Below are 19848 nucleotides of genomic sequence, written 5' to 3'. Positions count from 1 at the left end.
ATGTCTTATAAATATAACAGCCTCGATGAACTTCGCAGAAAAAAGGAACTTCTGAAAAAGGAAATTGCCGATAAAGAAGATCTGCTCACTTTTAATAACGCAAAAAGAAGTTTGAGTGCCTTCACCAATGGTTATACCGACCAGTTCCTGAAAGAAGAACTGGATGAGCAAGGTGAAAAAAAGATCACTCTGAAAAAGAATGAAATTGTTCGCCGCATCACCGGAGAAGTCAAGAATCAAATTATAAGCAAAAGCACTTTCATGAGTATTGCGGATACCGCGATAAAAGGAGGCGTTGTAGACAACGCTTTAAAACTGTGGGCAGTCGCATTTGTAGGGAATTTCGCCAAGAATAATATCAAAAGTTCCAGCTGGAAGAAAAAGCTCATCGGCATTGCGCTGATTTATATTGCGCCATTTGCGCTCCGTTTTATCAGAAAAAAACTTGAAGAATATCAGAAAAATAAAAGTGTTTCCAGTATGGAACAACTTATTTAAAAAGCGAAACCGTTTCTGATTAGCAGAAACGGTTTTCTTATTCTGTTTAATGGTATGTTAATTCGGAATCCATTGGGTGAAGAAAGTTTTCACTTTTTCCAGATCGTAGCCATTTCCGTCTTCCAAAACAGCACTGTCCTGAGTGTGGATTAATTTTCCGTTTTTATCCAAAACAATAAATACAGGATAACCATATTTTTCGCCGGGATTTCCATATCTGTTGAATACTTTTTCGTTTTTATTTTTCGGCGAATAATTCAGATGATAATACAGATAATGATCAGCTGTCAGTTTTTTCAGTTCCGGAGTCTTTTGAACAAAATCATTAAATCGAAGACACCAGATACACCAATTTCCTCCAGCTTGTAAAATGATGTTTTTATTCTCTGCCTGCGCCTGTTTGATGAGTGATTCTATTTTTTCCTCAGCATTTTCATCTTCCCGGTAAGGTTTGTCCAATTTGGCTTTTTCCTGTTCCTGAACCTTTTTTCGCTCCGCTTTTACCGCTGCACTATCCGATTCAGATATCACAGAATCTTTGGAAACATACTGATCTGCACTGTTTTCTGTTTTTTGTGAACAGGAAATTAAAAGACTGGAGATCATTAGCGAAAACGCAAGGTGAATTTTTTTCATAATAATGCAAATTACAATAAGATTTTATGCCTGCAAAAAGTTTTCCAATCTTTTTAATATCGCTACATTTGCAACAGTTTATGGAACTCTTTTTTAGGATTATACTGTTGTTTTCGAGACTTTCGCTGAGGGTACTCTATTTATTTTCTGATATTATTTTCTTTTTCTTATTCTATATTATTGGCTATCGTAAAACTGTGGTAATGAATAATTTGAAAAATTCCTTCCCAGAAAAGACCAATTCAGAATTAAAAAAAATCAAGAAAAAATTTTATATTAATTTCTCCGATTATTTAGTGGAGACGCTTAAATCTTTCACCGTTTCCAGTACGGAACTTAAAGTAAGAGTTCAACACCTGAATCAGGATGTTTTCCGGAATGCTAAAAAAGAAGGCAAAAATGTCATCATGCTCACCGGACACGTTTTCAATTGGGAATGGTTCACCGCTTTGGCCACCAATCTTCCTCAGGAAAACAGCCATCCTGTTTACCGTAAAATGCAGAGCCAGTTTTGGGAAGAAAAACTGAAAATAATCCGAAATTCTCACGGGAATCAAGCTTTAGAAGCGAAAGAAGTGGTGAAACACATGCTGCGGTCTCCTAATGATGGCAACTCGATTTATATGTTTGTGGCAGACCAGACGCCGCACGTTTCTGAAGTGAGCTACGGACTGAAATTCCTGAACCAGAAAACACCGGTATTTGTGGGATATGATAAGCTGGCGGCCAAGATGGATTTGGTTTTCGTGTATTGCGATGTGAAGAAAGTGAAAAGAGGATACTACCAAGTCAATTATTATCGTGTAGAACCGGAAAATGAAAAGTTTGAAAAAAATGAAATTGTGAAAAAATTTCATCAGCTTCTGGAAAATTCTATCCGCAGAAGACCCGACAATTATCTCTGGAGCCACAGAAAATGGAAATACGCTCACGCTATAAAAAAATACGATGAATAAGAACCGATTGGCTATTGCAATACTGAATTGGAACGGAAAAAAATGGCTGGAGAAATTTCTTCCCATCGTCGTTCAGCATTCTCCGGAAGCAGATACTTATATCATTGACAACGCTTCCGAAGATGATTCTGTCACTTTTGTTGAGAATAATTTCCCTTCAGTAAAGGTTATTCAGAATTCCAAAAATGAAGGTTTTGCTGCGGGTTACAATTCAGGATTAAAAAACATAGATGCAGAAATTTATTGTCTTCTTAATTCTGATGTAGAAGTTACCCAGAATTGGATTCCACCGATGATCGCTCTGTTTGATTCAGACCAATCTATTGCCGCTGCACAACCTAAAATCCTCTCCTATCATAATAGAAATTTCTTTGAATACGCAGGTGCTGGAGGAGGTTTTATCGATAATTTAGGATTTCCCTACTGTCGTGGCAGAATTTTTAATTCTATCGAAGAAGATAAAGGACAATATGATGATGAAACGGAAATTTTCTGGGCTTCAGGCTGTTCACTTTTTATCCGGAGTAAAGATTTCCGGGAACAGGGCGGTTTCGATGAACGTTTTTTTGCCCATCAGGAAGAAATAGATTTGTGCTGGCGATTGAAAAATTCGGGAAAAAAAATCATGTACACGGGAAAATCTGCTGTGTATCACGTTGGCGGAGGAACGCTCAGCAATCAGAATCCTGAGAAAACTTTTTTGAATTTTAGAAATAATCTCTCGATGATGCTGAAGAATCTCCCTTTTCCAAATTTGCTTTGGCTACTTTTTTTCAGGCTCAGTTTGGATGGTATCGCAGGAATTCAGTTTGCATTCAGGCATGGTTTTTCGCATCTCTGGGCTGTAGTTCGCTCTCATATTGGGTTTTATGCACAACTTCCCGAAACTTGGCGGCGGAGACAAAAACATCAGATAAGAAAATATTATCAGGAAAAATGGCTGGTTTTTAAACATTTTTTATAAATTTTTATCCTTTGTAAAACGGTTTTAGTATTTTTATATCGTCAGGTATAAAAAATGAAAATTGATCTTTACAATATTGCCGTCATCATTATTCTGGTCACCTTATTTTTAGGATTGATTATTTATTTTTTTCAACAAAAATTTTTCTTTCATCCTGAAAAACTTCCTCCTGATTTTAAATTTGCCTACGACCAACTCACCGTTGAAGAATTGGAGGCTGAGACCGAACCTGGCGTCAAGATCAGCTACCTCCATTTCAAATCTGAGAACACGAAAGGTATTGTTTTTTATCTCAAGGGAAATACGAAAAGTATCAAGGGGTGGGGAAAATTCGCCATTGATTTTACAAGGTTGAACTATGATGTCATTATGTTGGATTACAGAGGTTTTGGGAAAAGTACCGGCAAACGAACTTCAGACGGATTGAAATATGACATTCAGTTTGTTTATAATCTTGTAAAACAGCAAGTTCCGGAGGAAAGAATTATTGTTTACGGGAGGAGTATAGGTACAGGTTTTGCTTCCATGTTGGCTGCCAATAACAATCCAAGGCTTTTGATTCTCAACTCTCCTATTTACAGCCTCGAACGTGCCGTGAACCGCTATTTGCCCTGGATTCCCGCCAAATATTTTGTTCGTTTTAATTTGCCAACCTACAAGTATTTGAGAAAGGTTCACTGTCCGATAAAAATCATCCATGGAAGCGACGACAGGCTGGTTCCCGTAAAAACGGCTATAGAACTTTCGGAAATTCAGCCGGAAAATACAAGGCTTTATATTATTTTAAAGGCCGGACATGTTGATGTTCATAAGTTTAAAGAATATCATAAAGTCTTGGATGAAATATTCGAAGATGTTGAAGAACCTGAACGTGAAATTAATTACCAGCATACGAGTTTAAATATCAACCACAGAAATTAAAAAGTTTACCGAAATAAATGGCCAAAATTTTACATTATCTCCAGGAAAAAATCGTCTTTTTGCCCGTGAAATTACCGGATGATTATGTTTTTGATTTTCCTTTAAATTTCAGGGAACATGTATTCCGGACTCCGCACAATGGAAAGATAAACGCACTACATTTCAAAGTCGAAAATCCCAAAGGTGTAATTCTCTATTATCATGGCAATGCGGATAATTTGGTGCGCTGGGGAAAGATCGCTTCTGAATTCACCAGGTTTAGGTATGATGTTTTCGTGATGGATTACCGACAATACGGAAAAAGCACAGGTCCACGACAGGAAAACTATCTTTTTTCGGATGCACAGTTTTGCTATAATTTCCTGAAAGAAATATACGGCGAAGAAAATATCATTGTTTATGGTAGAAGTTTGGGCGGAAGTTTTGCTGTGAAAATGGCCGCAGATAATGAACCACAACAGCTGATTCTGGAATCTACATTTTACAATCTGCAGGATATCGCCAGTCGTTGGCTTCCCTACTCCACGACGGAAAAAATATCGCCCAAAATGGCGTATCATTTTCTCTCCAATGAAAATATTACAGCCGTCAACTGCCCTGTTTATCAATTTCATGGCAATAAGGATTTAGTAGTTCCATTAAAATCCGGGAAGAAATTATTTGAAGTATTACAGCAAGAAAAACCTGATTTAGAGAAAAAATTTATCGAAATAAAAGGCGGCAGCCATGATGATCTGATGAAATTTAAAGAATTTAACCACGAAATACAAAGAATACTTTAATGATGGATTTTTGTGCTGTTGATTTTGAAACAGCAAATCATGACCGCAGTTCGGCTTGTGAAATGGGCATTTGTGTAGTAGAAAATGGAGAAATTGTTGAAACCAAAACCTGGTTGATAAAACCGCCTCAATTTCCGTATTTCAACAGGCATCACGTCGCTGTACATGGCATTTACCCGGAAGACGTGCAGGATGCTCCCACTTTCGATGAAATCTGGTATGAAGCCGAAAGTTTACTCTATGGTAATCTGATGATTGCTCATAATGCGGGTTTTGATGCCGGTGTTCTTCGGGGTTGTTTAGATTATTACGGACTTTTCAAGCCTAAATTAAAATACTTATGCTCTGTTCAGTTAGCTCGAAAATCGTGGAAAGGACTTCCCAGTTATGGACTGAAAAATCTGGCTACAATTCATCAGATAAATTTCAATCACCACCGGGCCGGGGATGATGCAGAAGCGTGTGCAAAGTTATCCATTCTGGCTTTCAATCAATTGATGCTCACCCGAAACGACGAAATTAATGACGTTCTGAAAAAGAATTTAAAAGAACTTTAAAATTAGTTGGATAAAACGGGAGCCAACAGATTAAATCGCGGTATATCAATTTCAAAACCCACATCATCCCCACTTGTTTTTACAAAATATTTACCGCTCATACTCCCTACACCAGAGCGCAACATGACATTAGAAAAATAGGTAAATTGCTGTCCAGGCTCTATTTCAGGCGTAAGTCCAATAATACCATTTCCACTGACTTCGGTAAACCCAAACCCAACATCGTAAATGAGCCATTTTCTTCTCAGTACGACGATAGATTCCTGGCTGAGATTCTCAATCGTAATATGATATTTAAAAACGAAGCGGTTATCAGACGGAAAACTATTCTTGATGTCGTATTCCGGAATCACTGAAACTTTAATCTGGAATGTAGTTTTCGAGAACATAGTATTTTTTTTACTCTGTATACAAAAATCCCGCCTTTTTGAGACGGGATGCATATTGTGAGTTAAATGAGATTAAAGTTCCAGAGCTTTTCTTTCATCGCCATCCATCAGAATTTCCACTGGATTGTCGATTCCTTCCTTAACTGCTACCAGAAATCCCACACTTTCTCTTCCGTCAATAATTCTGTGATCGTAAGACATGGCAACATACATCATCGGATGAATTACCACTTCACCATTCACGGCAATGGGCCTTTGGATGATATTATGCATTCCAAGGATTGCAGATTGTGGTGGATTAATAATCGGTGTAGAAAGCATGGAACCGAAAACGCCTCCGTTGGTAATGGTAAAGGTTCCGCCGGTCATTTCGTCAACGGTAATGGTTCCTTCTCTTACTTTATCGGCCAGCATTTTGATATTGGCTTCTACTCCTCTGAAAGACATGTTTTCGGCATTTCTCATCACAGGAACCATCAGTCCTTTCGGTCCGGAAACTGCGATAGAAATATCACAAAAATCATAATTTATTTTGAAATCTCCGTCTATAGAAGCATTTACGTCGGGATACATTTGCAACGCTCTCGTCACAGCTTTGGTGAAAAAGGACATAAATCCTAATCCAATACCGTGTTTAGCAGCAAATTCATCTTTGTATTGTTTTCTGATTCTGAAAATTTCAGACATATCTACCTCGTTAAAGGTCGTCAGCATCGCCGTATCGTTTTTCACTGAAACCAAACGTGTTGACAGTTTTCTACGCAGCATCGAAAGCTTAGTGGTCGTTTGTGCTCTGGATCCGCTTGTTCCGGGAGTTCCCATGGCAGGAACTGAAGCCGTTTCCGCATCTGCTTTGGTTATTCTTCCGTCTCTTCCTGTACCGGAAACCTGGGAAGTGTCCATTCCTTTTTCGTCAAGAATTTTTTTCGCAGCCGGAGACGGTGTTCCTGTAGCATAAGTAGCCTGTGTTTTCGGCTCCTCTTTTTTGGGTTCAGGTTTTGGAGTTTCGGCTGGTTTTTCATCAGATTTTGAGGCTGGCTTCTCTTCTGTTGCACCTTCTGGTTTTTTACCTTCTCTGTCGATGAGGCAAACTACCTGGCCTACCTGTACCAGTTCGCCTTCTTCTGCTTTCAGGGTGATGATTCCACTTTCTTCTGCTGGAAGTTCAAGCGTTGCTTTATCTGAATCCACTTCGGCAATCGGCTGATCTTTTTCTACATAATCTCCGTCTTTTACAAGCCAGGTGGCAATTTCGACTTCTGTAATCGATTCTCCCGGCGAAGGGACTTTCATTTCTAATACTGACATATCTGGAATTTTGCTTTTACAATACAGTTTATCGTATCACTTTTGTGAAAAATTGAAAGTGCTAATTTAAACATTTTTCCTGTTCCGTGAAAGAAGAAAGTTGGTAGAATATTAATTGAATTAATGAGTTTAGGTACTTTGTTCGGAAACAGTAATAAATATCTAAGATTATCGTTATATTTGTTACTAAATAATTGTCTGTAATGAATTTAGCCGCAGAAAAAAACGAAATTATTAAATGGATTAATTCTTTGGAAAATCCTGCCATTATTGAGGAAATCAACAAAATTCGAAAAAGGAAAGATTTTGATTTTGAAAAAGAATGGCAAAGAGGTATAACCGGAGAAGAATTGAAGAAAAGGGCGAAAGAGTATCTAAAAACCTTACCGTGGAAAGAATGATTGTTCAGTATTTGCCGGAAGTTGAAAAATATCTCAATGAATTATCTTTGATTCTCTTTGAGAAAAATTATTTCAGTTTCGTAGAAAGTTCTTTTAGATATGTGGATGATTTGATAGATTTCATCGAATACAATCTTCCTATTTTCCCTGCAAAACAAACTCCTGAAAAGCTTTCGAGCCTTGGTTCCGAATACATCTTCTATAAAGCCAATCAAAATACCACCTGGTATATTTTCTTCGAAAGATCCGACAACCGGTTTATGGTTACATTTATCACCAACAGCCATTCGGATCTGGTAAAGTTGCTTTGAAATTTTCTTTTAAATTTCATAGTTCATTCAGTTCTGGCTAATACTTACAATAAGCAGATTTATTTTTAAAAATTTTAAACAAAAAAACACGGCAAATTAAACCGTGTTTTTCTATAATCTACTATTTTTATAAACAGTTACGCTGTTACTGGTCTGCTTTCCGGTTCATCATCACAGTCAAAAACTCTGTTGATGACGCCATTCTGGATTCTTTCAAACATCTTATGGCTTCCCGGCGCCGGAGCACCACTTGGAACTGGTGCTACAACCTGAATTCCTGTGTCGCGGAAGTTTCGGAGGATATAACTCCATGCTCCCATATTTTCCGGTTCTTCCTGAGCCCAGATGATTTCTTTTCGTCCGGAATATTTGGTTAAAATTCCTTCTAAACTTTCAGCATGCAACGGATAAAGTTGTTCTATCCGCACCAAAGCGACATCCTCTGCACCCAATTTTTCTTTTTTAGCCAATAGTTCATAATATATTTTCCCTGAACATAAAACCAGTTTGCTCACTTTGGACGCATCTGCAGTTGCATCATCAATAATAGGTTGAAAACTATTTTCCGCCAAATCTTCAAAAGTAGAAATCACTTTAGGATGCCTCAGCAATGATTTTGGCGACATTACTACGAGCGGTTTTCTGAAACCAAAAGCCAACTGTCTTCTCAAAATATGGAAGAAATTGGCAGGTGTGGTACAGTTGGCCACAATCATATTTTCATTCGCACACAGTCCGAGGAATCTCTCAAGGCGCGCCGAAGAATGTTCAGCACCCTGCCCTTCCGAACCATGCGGAAGCAGCATAACGAGGCCGTTTTGAATTTTCCATTTTTCTTCGGCTGCTGCCAGATATTGATCTACAATAATCTGTGCACCGTTCACGAAATCCCCAAATTGTGCTTCCCAAATGGTAAGCGTATTAGGCGATGCCATAGCATAACCATAATCAAATCCTAAAACCCCGTATTCGGACAGGTGGGAATTGTAAATATCAAATCTGCTTTCAGAAATGTGACGCAACGGAATATATTCTTCTTCGGTATCTTCTGTTTTAACAATCGCATGACGGTGAGAAAAAGTTCCTCTTTCCACATCTTCGCCGGAAATTCTTATATTTTTGCCCTCACTCAGCAAAGACGCATACGCCAACCATTCTCCCAAAGCCCAATCTATTGTATTGGCATCGATCATTTTCAGACGCTGCTCAAAAAGGCGAGAAACTTTATTGATAAATTTCTTATCAGCCGGAAGTGTTGACATTTTCACGGCCAGTTCTTTCAATTTATTAATATCGAAACTGGTGTCCATATTTTCCTGAAGTGCTCCTTTGCTGCACAGCGGGAAATCTTTCCAATCATCGCCCATAAAAACATCCATCGTGTTTTTCTGAATCTCCTTAGAAGCATCAAAATCCTTGTCCAACAATGCTTTAAACTCAGCTTCCATTGCTTTGAGTTTATCATCGGAAACAACATTTTCTTTCTTCAGGAGATCTTTGTAGATTTCTCTTGGATTGGGGTGTTTCGAAATTATTTTATATAAATTCGGTTGGGTAAAACGAGGTTCGTCACCCTCATTATGCCCGTATTTTCTATATCCTAAAAGATCGATATAAACATCTTTGCCAAATTCTGCACGAAATTCTGCAGCAAAACGAATGGCGTGAACCACAGATTCCACATCATCGGCATTCACGTGCATAACCGGCGAACCAGTAACTTTAGCGACATCTGTACAATATACGGATGAACGGGCATCATGGAAATTGGTGGTAAATGAAACCTGATTATTGATCACGATATGAACACTTCCTCCGGTTCTGTAGCCTTCCAGATTCATCATCTGCGCTACTTCATACACAATTCCCTGTCCTGCGATAGCACCATCGCCATGAATGATAATCGGAAGAACTTTTTTGAAATCTTTATATTTATCATCCACTTTAGCCCGGCAAATTCCTTCCACCAAGGCTGCTACGGTTTCCAGATGTGAAGGATTTGGGGTAAGATTGATGGATACCTCTTCTCCGGAAGCGGTTTTTATTTTTTTAGAAGAACCTAAGTGATATTTCACATCACCTGAGAAAACATCTTCTTCAAATTCTTTTCCTTCAAACTCTGAAAAAATGGCTTTATAGGATTTCCCAAAAATATTGGTCAATACGTTCAGCCTTCCTCTGTGCGCCATTCCAAGAACTACCTCGTCCACGCCCAATTGAGAGGAACGTGTAATGAGCTGATCTAACGCCGGAATCAGGGATTCGCCCCCTTCCAGTGAAAACCGCTTCTGCCCTACAAATTTCGTATGAAGGTAATTTTCAAAAGCAACGGCCTGATTGAGTTTATGAAGGATTTCTATTTTTTCTTCTTCTGTCAGCACTGCTTGGTTTTCGCTGCTTTGAAGCCATTTTCTGATCCATATTTTCTCAGAAACATCATGAATGTGCATGTATTCTACACCAATGGATCCACAATAAACTTTTTCGAGACGGGCAATGATCTCCTTCAGAGTCGCAGCAGTTTCAATTCCTATTTCTGTAGCACTGTTGAACGTCTGGTTCAGATCTTCTTCGGTAAGTCCGAAGTTTTCAATATCCAGCGTTGGCTCATAATGTCTTCTTTCGCGAATAGGATTCGTATTGGTAAACATATGTCCTCTCGAGCGATAGGCATCGATTAGATTCAGAACTTTAAATTCTTTTTTAACATTTTCAGATATCTCTTTGCTGTTTTCAGTCTGCGCTGCATACTGAACTACAGATGCTGAAGAAGAATCCTGGTCACCATAATCTTCCTGAGCAAATTCAAATCCCTGAAAAAAAGCCTTCCACGATGGTTCTAAAGAATCCGGATATTTTTTGTATTGTTGGTATAAGTCCTCAATAAGTTGGGAATGCGCGGCATTCAGAAACGAAAATCTGTCCATTATTACAGTAAATTCTGTGTTAGTGTATTTGCTAAAAATTAAATGTCAAATTTAATAAAAAAAAGCGACAGCGACACCGCTTTCACATAAAAATACCGTCACGCTTCATAACATGACAAATATCATCTTCGGACAGGCAAAATGAGTTTCATTAAAACATCTTTTCCTTCTTGTGGAGCTTCCAGAAATACTTGGTAAATATCACCTCCGATGAGGGTGTCTTTTCTGGCTTTTTGAAGAAGCTGGTCTATAGATTTTTTCCGATTGTCGTAACTTCCTTTATAATATAATGAATAAACCTGTGAAGGGGGAATCTGCCTGTAACTGAAGTTATTGTCTGAGATGGTGATTTTTCGGGAAAGTGGCATTCCGATAAAATAGGAAACTTCTTTATCGCGAAAGTTATCCGGATCTGTAATTAAAACCGGAAAACCAAATTCATCTTCATTTCTGTCCAGATCTGTTGTGATGAAATTATACACTTTATTATGGTTCAGGACAATGTTTTTATAAAGCGCATCTTTTCTGTTGGACGCTGAAACATTAATTCCTACTAACAGTTGGGTTTCATGCTGCTCCACCACAATGCTGTCATATTTAATCCCTGTAAGAAACTGGTCTCTTTCCACTTTATTGCTCATCAGATTTTTAAGGCTTGCCATGCTTTTGTCAATATCTTCTGCAAATTTATCTTCGGACCATAAATGAGAAACCCGATTCATAACGCTTTGTTTGGGCGTGTGAATTTTCCACTGAATCTTGGTTCTATCCGGCGAAATGGCTTTGAATTTAACATCAATAAGTGTCGGATGATTGTTATTTCCTTCGAACAATTGATAGCGAATAGAATGGTTTGAGTGGTGATAACGAATCGTCAATTCACCTTGTTTCTCTGTTTTTTCATCACTAAAACTCACGGCTGCACCTTTTCCTTCGTAAGGCCTGTAATACACCAAGGAAAGGGCTTTGGACGAAAAATAATGATTCCACTTGGTGAAATCCTGAAGATTATTAAACTGAGGATATATTTTATCTATTGGATAATTAATCTCCTTTTCAATCGTGAAGGATTTGCTTTCATCCATAACAAAATACATGAAAACGGCATAAATTCCCAACAATAAAATCACGAAAAACAATCCGAACCTGAACCAACGCATTCCGCAAAAATAATGATTTTACCGAAAGAAAAACAATCAGAAAAGAAACCAACAGGATTATTTTGCGAAATGAGAAAGAATCGCACGAAACTCCACTGCAGTAAGAAATCCACTTTGCCTAAAAATCACCTGATCATCTCCGTTAATGATAACAATCGCGGGATAAAAAAGTGGGTTATCGGCAGTTCCTAATGACAGCACCAGTTCATGAACTTCGGTCTGGAATCCGGAAGGCAGAAACCGATATGATTTTCCAGAAAAAAAGATGTTTTTCTTTTCTTCCGCATTCAGAAATATGGTATAGAAATTCTGATTCAATACGTTGATAATTTCCTTTTGTTTAAAGGTAGTTTGTTTCATGTTTTCGCAATATCGGCACCAATCTGTATAAATGAAAATCACGGTATTTTTTGGTTTTTCAAGTTGTAAAACATGGCGTTCACTAAAATCATAAAGTTGTAATTGACCGAAGAAAAAGACAGGCAAAAACAATATCGAGGAAATTATAAATCTGAAACCCAATTTTCTCATTTTAATTTAATTTAAACCGAAGTCCCAAAAAAGCCCTAATTCCCTGATTGGGTGCGTACATATAAGAAGGATCAAACGTTAGCGCATAAGGATTTTCCGGCGTAGAAACTGCATTTCCTGTGGGATCGAAAATTACATTTTCATTAAAAGGATCATGGGTTCTGGCAATCAAGAAAGGAATTCGTTTTGCTGGCGTCCAGTTCAGGATGTTTTTCACACCGCCATACAGTTCAAAACTTCTGAACCCTGTGAAAGTGAACTGAATGTTCTGAATGCTCCACCAAGGCGAAAGCGGCGGCCTCGGGTCTAAATCTCCTGCCAAAGGCAAACGCATTGGCCCATAAAGATTTCCGGTATAATCGATATTGAGATTCAACGGTTTTATGGAATACGAAACCACCCAAGTTGCCGCTACTTTTTCAGTCAGCATTTGCTGTTCTGTGATTCCGTTTTCAGTAATCGTATTTTCCATGAAAGTAGCTCCTAAAATCAGTTTCAGTCCGCTCCTGAAATCCAGGTCCGCATTCAGGCTGATTCCTTTGCTGATCGCATTTCCGTGAATATTATCATACACAATACTGTTGGGAACGGAAGTATAATCCGGAACTATTCTGTTCCTAAAATACGTGTAAAAACCTGTTGCTTCCAATCCGAAATAACTTCCGGAATCCATATAGAATTTTTTAACAAAATTCAGATTAATATTATAAGATTTTTCAGGTTTCAAATCATTAATAATTTTCACATCTCTGGCTCCGGTAAGCGCAGCGTGATCTTCAGTAAATAAGTTCACTACCCGAAATCCGGTTCCTGCATTCAGCCGGAAAAGTGAAGTTTCACTCAATGGCAATTTATACGCAAATCTTGGAGTAAATATATTTCCGTGAATGTTATGATGATCATACCGAAATCCAAGAAGTAATTGATGCCGATCGAATATCTTAATTTCATCCTGAACAAAAAACCCGGGAAGCCAAACCTTTTCCGGCTGATTTCCTGCCTGCATATTCGCAGTGGCCGGAGTATTATCATCATAAAAAGTGTATCGCAGAGAAGCGCCCGCGAGCAGGTCGTGATTTCCTAATTTTTTGTCCCAAAGCAATTGCCCGAAACCAATTTGCTGCTTTGCAATATAAGATGTAGTTCCATATCGACTGTCCTGCGCATGATGAACAGCTGAAAACCCAAAATGAATTTTCTCCTGAAGCGGAAGCTGATAATTTCCGAAAAGTTCCGCTCTGTTCGTGTAAATGCTTTCGGCATAAATTCGGTTTCCGCCACGTTCTGATCTATTCCAGTTCACATCTCCGCCCCAACGGTCTTCGTATAAATACCTTGTCGCAAAACTAAAAGCACGCTGTTCTGCCCTTTCAAAATTCCACTTCTGAAAAACCGAAATTCTGTCCTGAAGCGTCACATCTGTAAAACCATCTTTATTTTCATCTATTTTATTCTGAAAGTTAAAGTAATTTATTCCGGTCAAGACATCGGTTTTATTACCCAGTTTATTTTTAAAACCAATATCCAAATTATATTCACCCCACGAAGTAGATATGAAATCAGCAGAAAATAACGGAGAATTTTGAGGTTTTCTGGTGATGACATTGATGAGTCCGCCAACGGCTTCGCTTCCATAAAGAGAAGAAGCCGGCCCTTTTACAATTTCAATTCTTTCAATCATTGAATTTGGAATTCCAGACAATCCATAAACAGTTCCCAACGAGCTTACAATCGGCATTCCGTCGATGAGAATCATGGTGTAAGGCCCTTCCAATCCGTTAATGTGAATATCTCCCGTATTGCAGATATTACAGTTCAACTGAGGCCGAACACCGTTAACCGTCTGAAACGCATCAAAAACAGAAGGCGTTGGATTTTTTTTGAAATAATTTTGGCTGTACACTTCCACGGGAACGGGACTGTCCAGCCGTTTCACCGGTTTCATGGTTCCGGAAATAACGACTTCCTCCACTTCGGAAATACGGTTTTGCTGCTGTTGAATCTTTAAAGTATCCTGAACAGGGATCTGCAAACTGTCTGTTACAACAACTTGTGAATATATAAATACTGTGCTTTTCAATAGAAATAGAAAAGCCACTTTCCTCTTAATTTTCTTCATAGGATAGGAATACGATCTGCAAATATATTAAAAAGTTAGACTATACTAACATTTATATTTAGCACTGCTAATCTCATCGACTGATTTATTTCATATTCAATATTTACAATTAAGACTATTTTATCTTAATTAAAATATTTATCTTTGCTTTATAATTATAAATATGTTGTCTAAAACCTGCGAATACGCACTCAGAGCTATGATCTATATTTCCCAGCAATCGAAGGACGGAAATATGGTGAACATCAAACAAATTTCTGAGAACATCCAATCGCCAGAGCTTTTCGTTGCCAAGATTTTACAAAATCTCAGCAGACAAGGGTTTTTGCAATCATCCAAGGGGAGATACGGGGGGTTTTACATCAATAATGAAAAAGCCAAAATTTCGCTTGCCGATATCGTTCGTGCTATAGACGGCAATAAAATGTTCGAAGGTTGTGGACTTGGATTGGCTTCCTGCTCCGAGGATAATCCCTGCCCTATTCACAATGAATACAAAGAGGCCAGAAATAAATTGTATGAGATTTACGGAAAAACGACTTTAGACCAGTTCAAATCTCCTCAGAATGAAAAATTACTCCTGAAAAGAGAATAATTTTTTTTATTTTAAATTAAGACAAATTCATCCTATTATAAACATTCATATCTAAAATTTAATAAAATGGTAACTGTACAAACCCTTAATGTCACCCAAATTGAACCACGTCACAAACATTCTACAATTTTTAAACACTTCGATGAACTGGAACCTGGCGAGAGTTTTATCATCGAAAATGATCACGATCCAAAACCACTGTATTATGAACTGATTGCAGAAAGAGGGCCGATTTTCACCTGGGAATATTTGGAAAAAGGACCGGAATTATATCTTGTTCAGATAGCGAAAAATCCGGCGGAAAATGTTTCAGAAATTAAAAAAGTAGATGTCACAAAAATAGAACCCAGACTGAAACATCCAACGGTTTTTAAACATTTTGACGAACTGAATCCGGGCGATAGTTTTATCATCGAAAACGACCACGATCCTAAACCTTTATACTATGAAATGATCGCCGAAAGAGGCAATATTTTCACTTGGGAATATCTGGAAACAGGACCCGAATGGTTTGTTGTGAAAATTGAAAAAAACCTTACTTCTGAAAGCCAGCAAAAATCAGGTATTGCAGTTCAGGATATTAAAAAAGCGGAACTTTTGAAAGAAAAAGGCATTATTTTCAGTTGTGGAGATGCAAAAGAAGCCAGTTCTGAAACCGGGGAAACACATAAAACTGCATTGGAGGAAAGCAAAAAAATCACTGCGCCTGCTTTGGATCCTGACAAATGGGAACTGAATTTTCTTCTGGATTATATCCTGAATACCCATCATCAGTACATCAAAGACAACGCTGAAATGCTGAATGATCTCGTGCAAAAAGTAGCGGAACATCACGGAGACAGCAACCCGGAACTACACCGACTGAGTACCAGCACCCATCATTTTCTTCAGGATTTGCTGGATCATATCGTGAAAGAAGAAGATGCACTGTTTCCGGCGATCAGACAAGCGATTGCTAAGAAAAATGATGCTTCCTTTGAAACGAATTATAAAGTCGGAACTTTGAATGATCCTATTTTGATTTTGAAAAAAGAACACGAAATTGCAGGAGAAGATCTGAGTTTTTTCAGAAGAATAACCAACAACTACGCTATTCCTGAAAATGCCTGCAATTCTTATCAGTATCTGTTCTCCAAAATGCAGGAATTTGAAAATGATCTTTTGACTCATTTACATCTGGAAAACAACATTCTTTTCCCGAAAGCGGTGAAACTGGATGCCGAACTCGCCAATCTGTAAAAGTTGGTTGGAGTCGAATTTAAAAAACAAAAGAAAATGAACAAACCCATCAAACGAAATGAAAACCTGATGCCTGTTTCCCGCGAGCATCACGCAACATTATTGTTCTGCTGGAAACTGAAACAAGGAGTAAAAAAAGAAGTTTCTGCGGCCAGAATGAAAAATTATATTCACTGGTTTTGGAAAAATCACATGCTGCCCCATTTTAAAACTGAAGAAGAACTGCTTTTTGTGGAAACATCGGATCCAATGGTGGCAAGAGCCCTGACTGAACATCAGCGTATTCTTTCAAAAATAAATGAAATCAGTCTTCGGAATGAGGAAAAAGTGAATGAGGCTATTCTTCAACTTTCAGATCTGGTAAATCAACATACGCGTTACGAGGAACGTGAGCTTTTTCCATATCTTGAGGAGCATTTATCTGAAGAATATTTAGCAGAAATCGGACGACAGCTTCACGGAGAAGAACATAATGCTGAGGAAAATTATCATGATGAATTTTGGGCAAAAGAAAATACACCATAATGAAAACCATTACTGAAAAAACAAAAATTTCAGAGCTTATCAAAGAAAATCCTGAAAGCATCAATGCGATTGCTTCGATTGCCAAACCACTGGAAAAGCTGAAAAACCCGATTCTCAGGAAAATCATGGCGTCAAGGGTAACGATCGCGGAAGCTGCAAAAATGGGAGGCGCAACCGTGGAAGATTTTATAAGGGTATTGTTGCCGCTCGATTTTCATTTTGAAGAAACGATTTCTGAAAAGGAAATTGCTTCAGTTGAAAACAAACCGGAATGGTTACAAAAAACGACAGAATCGGAAATTGATTTTTATGATGTTCGCCCTATCATCGATAACGGAGCGGATCCTTTGAAAGAAATTCTGCACCGTTTCAAAGAAACACCTTCGGGAAAAATCCTTTGTATTATCAATAGTTTTATTCCCACCCCTTTAATTCATCTTTTGAAGCAGGAAAAAGCCGAAGATACTTTCACAGAAAATAAAAGTGAGAAACTGTTTTACACTTATTTTTTGAAGAAAGAAAAACAGGAGAAAGTTGTGCCAACATCATCAGAAGAAAAACTACTGATGCACAATGAAGAAAGTTTTGGCGAAATTTATTCCCGATTTTCTCCGGAACAGCTGTGCGAAATTGATGTAAGAGCTTTAGAAATGCCCGGCCCGATGGAAGCCATCTTGTCGGAACTGGAACATCTTCCGGAGGATCATGCGTTGTACATTCATCACAAAAGAGTACCTGTTTATCTTTTGGAAGAACTGGCCGACAAGGAGTTTGAGGTTCATATTTATTCTGTGGACGAAGGAAATGTCAAAATGCTGATATTCAAAAAATAAATGGCAGACATCAGTATCGGAAAAGCTCCGGCCAACAGTGCCATACTCCCGTTTTACGCAACAGGAGCAGTGGTTTTCGTGATTCTCTGCACGGTGATGGTACTGAATCCTGAGGTTTTCACCGGGCATTATTTCAGTCCGCATTTGCTCACAATCGTACATTTGGCTGCCCTGGGATGGGGAACGATGATTATTTTCGGCGCAGCATATCAGCTTTTGCCGGTCATTTGCGAACAAGATCTGTACAGTGAAAGATGGGCAAGTTTCAGTTGGTACACACTCACTGCCGGAGTTGCATTGCTCACTACCACTTTCTGGAATCTCAATACCGGGTGGATAATGATTTCGGGTGGTATTTTGATCGTTTTTTCTGTACTACTGTTTATTACTAATGTTCTAAAAACAAGCAATATATGCAGCAAATATTCAATCCAAAAATTATTTATTTCCAGCTCTGCAATATGGCTTCTGATCACGGTGGTTATCGGTTTATTACTCGCCATCAATCTCAGCTTTCCTTTTTTTGAAAAAGAACATTTGCAGATTCTGAAACTTCATGCTCACGCCGGATTGGGAGGATGGTTTCTACAGTTGATAACAGGCGTAAGCACCAAACTGGTTCCGATGTTTCTTCTGGGAAAATCGACGAAAGAAAAACTACTGAAATCCGCTTTTATTTTCCAAAATTTGGGATTAATCCTTTTCCTTCTGGACGGCTATTTTTTCGGAATTTCCTACAGAAGTTTGCTGTATGCGGCATTGGTTTTCACGGGAATTCTGAGTTGGCTTTTGTATCTTTACGATGCTTTTAAAAACCGGTTGAGAAAGAAAATAGAGTTGCTGATGAAGCATTCTTTTCTGTCTTTCTTATGTCTCATTATTTCCTTGTTGATGATTCCGATGGTTTATTATTCACAAGGTTATCAATGGACGATGCTGTATGGAACGCTGCTTTTTATGGGATGGATCACCAGTATTATTTTAGGAAAAACTTTTAAAACTTTGCCTTTCATCATTTGGAACGGACATTACAAACATCTTTCCGGAAAAGTGAAGGTACCGTTGCCCAAACACCTTTACAGTGAAAAACTAACCATTTGGCAATTCCGTATTTTCATTGCAGCACTTTTGATTCTGGCCACAGGAATTATCGCGCAATATTTGCCGGTCATCCGAATCGGTTTGCTGTTGTGGCTGGCCGTTTCAGTGCTGTATTGTGTGAATGTGTTCAAATTATTATTACATAAAACAAAATAAAATGACAATAGATCCTAACGACCGAGATAACGAAAGAAAAAAAAGAGCCCGAAACGCACTGTACGAAGTATTGGATCCTGAACTGATGGTGAATGTGGTGGATTTGGGATTAATTTATGAAGTGGAATTCAATGATGAGGAAAATAAAACCGAAGTTTTGATGACGCTCACAACGCGGTTTTGTCCCATGGGAGAAGCCATACAAACGGGTGTGAAAAATGCGCTAGAAAAGGAATTCCCTGAACTGGAAACCCGAATTGAACTTACTTTCGATCCCGCATGGAATTACGATATGGTGACACCGGAAGGCATGGAACAACTTGAAAACCGAATATAAACAGAAAGGTTTTTGGAGAATTCAGGAAACTTTTTTTAGTTTAAAACCGATTGTTTTCGAATGGCTTTCAGGCTGAGTGTCGCAAAAAAACCACCCAAAAGAAAGCCTACCGCAGCTCCCATCAACACATCTGCGGGAAAGTGAACACCCAGATAAATGCGACTATAGGAAACTATTGCAGCCCAGAAAAAGAGGAAAAAAGGAAACCATCCGTACCGGCCTTTCAGCATCATCGTCATAAAAGAAGCGATAAAAAACGTATTGGATGCGTGTGCGGAATAAAAACCGAATTGTCCGCCACATTCTACAATTCGCATGGCCGGAGTTAAATCCGCATCGTGGCAAGGACGAAGCCTGGCGATACCGTATTTGAAAATTCCCGAAAGCTGGTCTGAAACCGTCACTCCCAAGGCAATGAAAATCACAATATACAGGAGTCCTTTCCAATTATAATTTTTGAAAAGCAAATAAAGAAAAATAATATACAGCGGAATCCAGATCCATTTTCCCGAAATCAACGACCAAAACGGGTCAAATTCCGGACTTCCCAAGGTATTAAGGTAAAGGAAAATTTCTCTGTCTTTTTCAATAAATTCCTGCAT

21 protein-coding genes are annotated in these 19848 nt (G+C 38.4%); 13 read left to right on the top strand and 8 right to left on the bottom strand.

What is annotated here, in order from left to right; all coding sequences use genetic code 11:
* Positions 1-498, top strand: coding sequence for a phosphoribosyl-ATP pyrophosphatase (locus DQ356_RS07390; RefSeq protein ID WP_114303852.1), 498 nt, complete (start codon positions 1-3; stop codon positions 496-498).
* A gap of 57 nt (positions 499-555) precedes the next feature.
* Here the strand turns inward: DQ356_RS07390 and DQ356_RS07385 are convergent, their stop codons facing one another.
* Positions 556-1134 carry a thioredoxin family protein gene (locus DQ356_RS07385; RefSeq protein ID WP_114303851.1) on the bottom strand — a complete coding sequence of 193 codons (579 nt, stop codon included), beginning with the start codon at positions 1132-1134 and terminating at the stop codon, positions 556-558.
* Positions 1135-1214: 80 nt separating this feature from the next.
* Between DQ356_RS07385 and DQ356_RS07380 the strand changes: the two genes are divergently transcribed.
* From DQ356_RS07380 to DQ356_RS07360, 5 genes are read left to right on the top strand one after another with little or no spacing between them, the layout of a single operon-like run.
* On the top strand, positions 1215-2090 hold the full coding sequence (locus DQ356_RS07380) for a lysophospholipid acyltransferase family protein (protein WP_114303850.1): 876 nt from the start codon (positions 1215-1217) through the stop codon (positions 2088-2090).
* A complete protein-coding gene (locus DQ356_RS07375; protein ID WP_114303849.1) occupies positions 2083-3054 on the top strand; it encodes a glycosyltransferase family 2 protein in 972 nt (323 codons plus the stop codon). Before DQ356_RS07380 ends, DQ356_RS07375 begins: the two co-directional genes overlap by 8 nt.
* Before the next feature lie 54 nt (positions 3055-3108).
* Entirely contained in the window at positions 3109-3975 is an 867-nt protein-coding gene (locus tag DQ356_RS07370) for an alpha/beta hydrolase (protein ID WP_114303848.1), read from the top strand.
* 17 nt (positions 3976-3992) lie between these two features.
* Positions 3993-4757: an alpha/beta hydrolase gene (locus DQ356_RS07365; protein ID WP_114303847.1), complete on the top strand. Its 765-nt coding sequence runs from the start codon at positions 3993-3995 to the stop codon at positions 4755-4757.
* Positions 4757-5314 (top strand): 3'-5' exonuclease, encoded by a 558-nt coding sequence (locus tag DQ356_RS07360; protein ID WP_228420684.1) that lies wholly within the window; start codon positions 4757-4759, stop codon positions 5312-5314. Before DQ356_RS07365 ends, DQ356_RS07360 begins: the two co-directional genes overlap by 1 nt.
* 2 nt (positions 5315-5316) lie before the next feature.
* On the opposite strand, the gene apaG is transcribed toward DQ356_RS07360, so the two are convergent.
* Together apaG and odhB are read right to left on the bottom strand one after the other, a co-directional pair.
* Positions 5317-5703: a Co2+/Mg2+ efflux protein ApaG gene (apaG, locus tag DQ356_RS07355; RefSeq protein WP_114303846.1), complete on the bottom strand. Its 387-nt coding sequence runs from the start codon at positions 5701-5703 to the stop codon at positions 5317-5319.
* Between the two features lie 72 nt (positions 5704-5775).
* Positions 5776-7011 (bottom strand): 2-oxoglutarate dehydrogenase complex dihydrolipoyllysine-residue succinyltransferase, encoded by a 1236-nt coding sequence (gene odhB, locus DQ356_RS07350; RefSeq protein ID WP_114303845.1) that lies wholly within the window; start codon positions 7009-7011, stop codon positions 5776-5778.
* A 322-nt stretch (positions 7012-7333) separates the two neighbouring features.
* Between odhB and DQ356_RS07340 the strand changes: the two genes are divergently transcribed.
* A complete protein-coding gene (locus DQ356_RS07340; protein WP_126723254.1) occupies positions 7334-7723 on the top strand; it encodes a hypothetical protein in 390 nt (129 codons plus the stop codon).
* Positions 7724-7860: 137 nt separating this feature from the next.
* On the opposite strand, the gene DQ356_RS07335 is transcribed toward DQ356_RS07340, so the two are convergent.
* From DQ356_RS07335 to DQ356_RS07320, 4 genes are all read right to left on the bottom strand, one after another.
* Complete coding sequence (locus DQ356_RS07335) at positions 7861-10650, bottom strand: 2-oxoglutarate dehydrogenase E1 component (RefSeq protein ID WP_114303842.1); 2790 nt, start codon at positions 10648-10650, stop codon at positions 7861-7863.
* A 122-nt stretch (positions 10651-10772) separates the two neighbouring features.
* The gene (locus tag DQ356_RS07330; protein ID WP_114303841.1) at positions 10773-11810 is read right to left on the bottom strand and encodes a polyketide cyclase; all 1038 of its coding nucleotides are present in this window, start codon (positions 11808-11810) and stop codon (positions 10773-10775) included.
* A 57-nt stretch (positions 11811-11867) separates the two neighbouring features.
* Complete coding sequence (locus DQ356_RS07325) at positions 11868-12341, bottom strand: thioredoxin family protein (RefSeq protein ID WP_114303840.1); 474 nt, start codon at positions 12339-12341, stop codon at positions 11868-11870.
* A 1-nt stretch (position 12342) separates the two neighbouring features.
* A complete protein-coding gene (locus DQ356_RS07320) occupies positions 12343-14460 on the bottom strand; it encodes a TonB-dependent receptor plug domain-containing protein (RefSeq protein WP_114303839.1) in 2118 nt (705 codons plus the stop codon).
* 163 nt (positions 14461-14623) lie between these two features.
* Here DQ356_RS07320 and DQ356_RS07315 point away from each other — a divergent pair, with 163 nt between their 5' ends.
* The 6 genes from DQ356_RS07315 (at position 14624) to DQ356_RS07290 (ending at position 19246) form a co-directional block, all read left to right on the top strand.
* Positions 14624-15055 (top strand): RrF2 family transcriptional regulator, encoded by a 432-nt coding sequence (locus tag DQ356_RS07315; protein WP_114303838.1) that lies wholly within the window; start codon positions 14624-14626, stop codon positions 15053-15055.
* Positions 15056-15121: 66 nt separating this feature from the next.
* The gene (locus DQ356_RS07310; RefSeq protein WP_228420683.1) at positions 15122-16294 is read left to right on the top strand and encodes a DUF2249 domain-containing protein; all 1173 of its coding nucleotides are present in this window, start codon (positions 15122-15124) and stop codon (positions 16292-16294) included.
* Between the two features lie 36 nt (positions 16295-16330).
* On the top strand, positions 16331-16819 hold the full coding sequence (locus DQ356_RS07305) for a hemerythrin domain-containing protein (protein ID WP_114303837.1): 489 nt from the start codon (positions 16331-16333) through the stop codon (positions 16817-16819).
* Positions 16819-17652: a DUF2249 domain-containing protein gene (locus DQ356_RS07300; protein ID WP_114303836.1), complete on the top strand. Its 834-nt coding sequence runs from the start codon at positions 16819-16821 to the stop codon at positions 17650-17652. Before DQ356_RS07305 ends, DQ356_RS07300 begins: the two co-directional genes overlap by 1 nt.
* Positions 17653-18909: a hypothetical protein gene (locus tag DQ356_RS07295; RefSeq protein ID WP_114303835.1), complete on the top strand. Its 1257-nt coding sequence runs from the start codon at positions 17653-17655 to the stop codon at positions 18907-18909.
* A gap of 1 nt (position 18910) precedes the next feature.
* Entirely contained in the window at positions 18911-19246 is a 336-nt protein-coding gene (locus tag DQ356_RS07290) for a metal-sulfur cluster assembly factor (RefSeq protein ID WP_114304046.1), read from the top strand.
* Between the two features lie 35 nt (positions 19247-19281).
* Here the strand turns inward: DQ356_RS07290 and DQ356_RS07285 are convergent, their stop codons facing one another.
* On the bottom strand, positions 19282-19848 hold the full coding sequence (locus DQ356_RS07285; protein ID WP_114303834.1) for a phosphatase PAP2 family protein: 567 nt from the start codon (positions 19846-19848) through the stop codon (positions 19282-19284).

Origin of the sequence: Chryseobacterium lacus, assembly GCF_003336205.1 — a bacterium.
Lineage (GTDB): Bacteria > Bacteroidota > Bacteroidia > Flavobacteriales > Weeksellaceae > Chryseobacterium_A > Chryseobacterium_A lacus.
The sequence above is the reverse complement of the archived record's forward strand: the minus strand, read 5'-3'. Positions and strand labels throughout refer to the sequence as shown.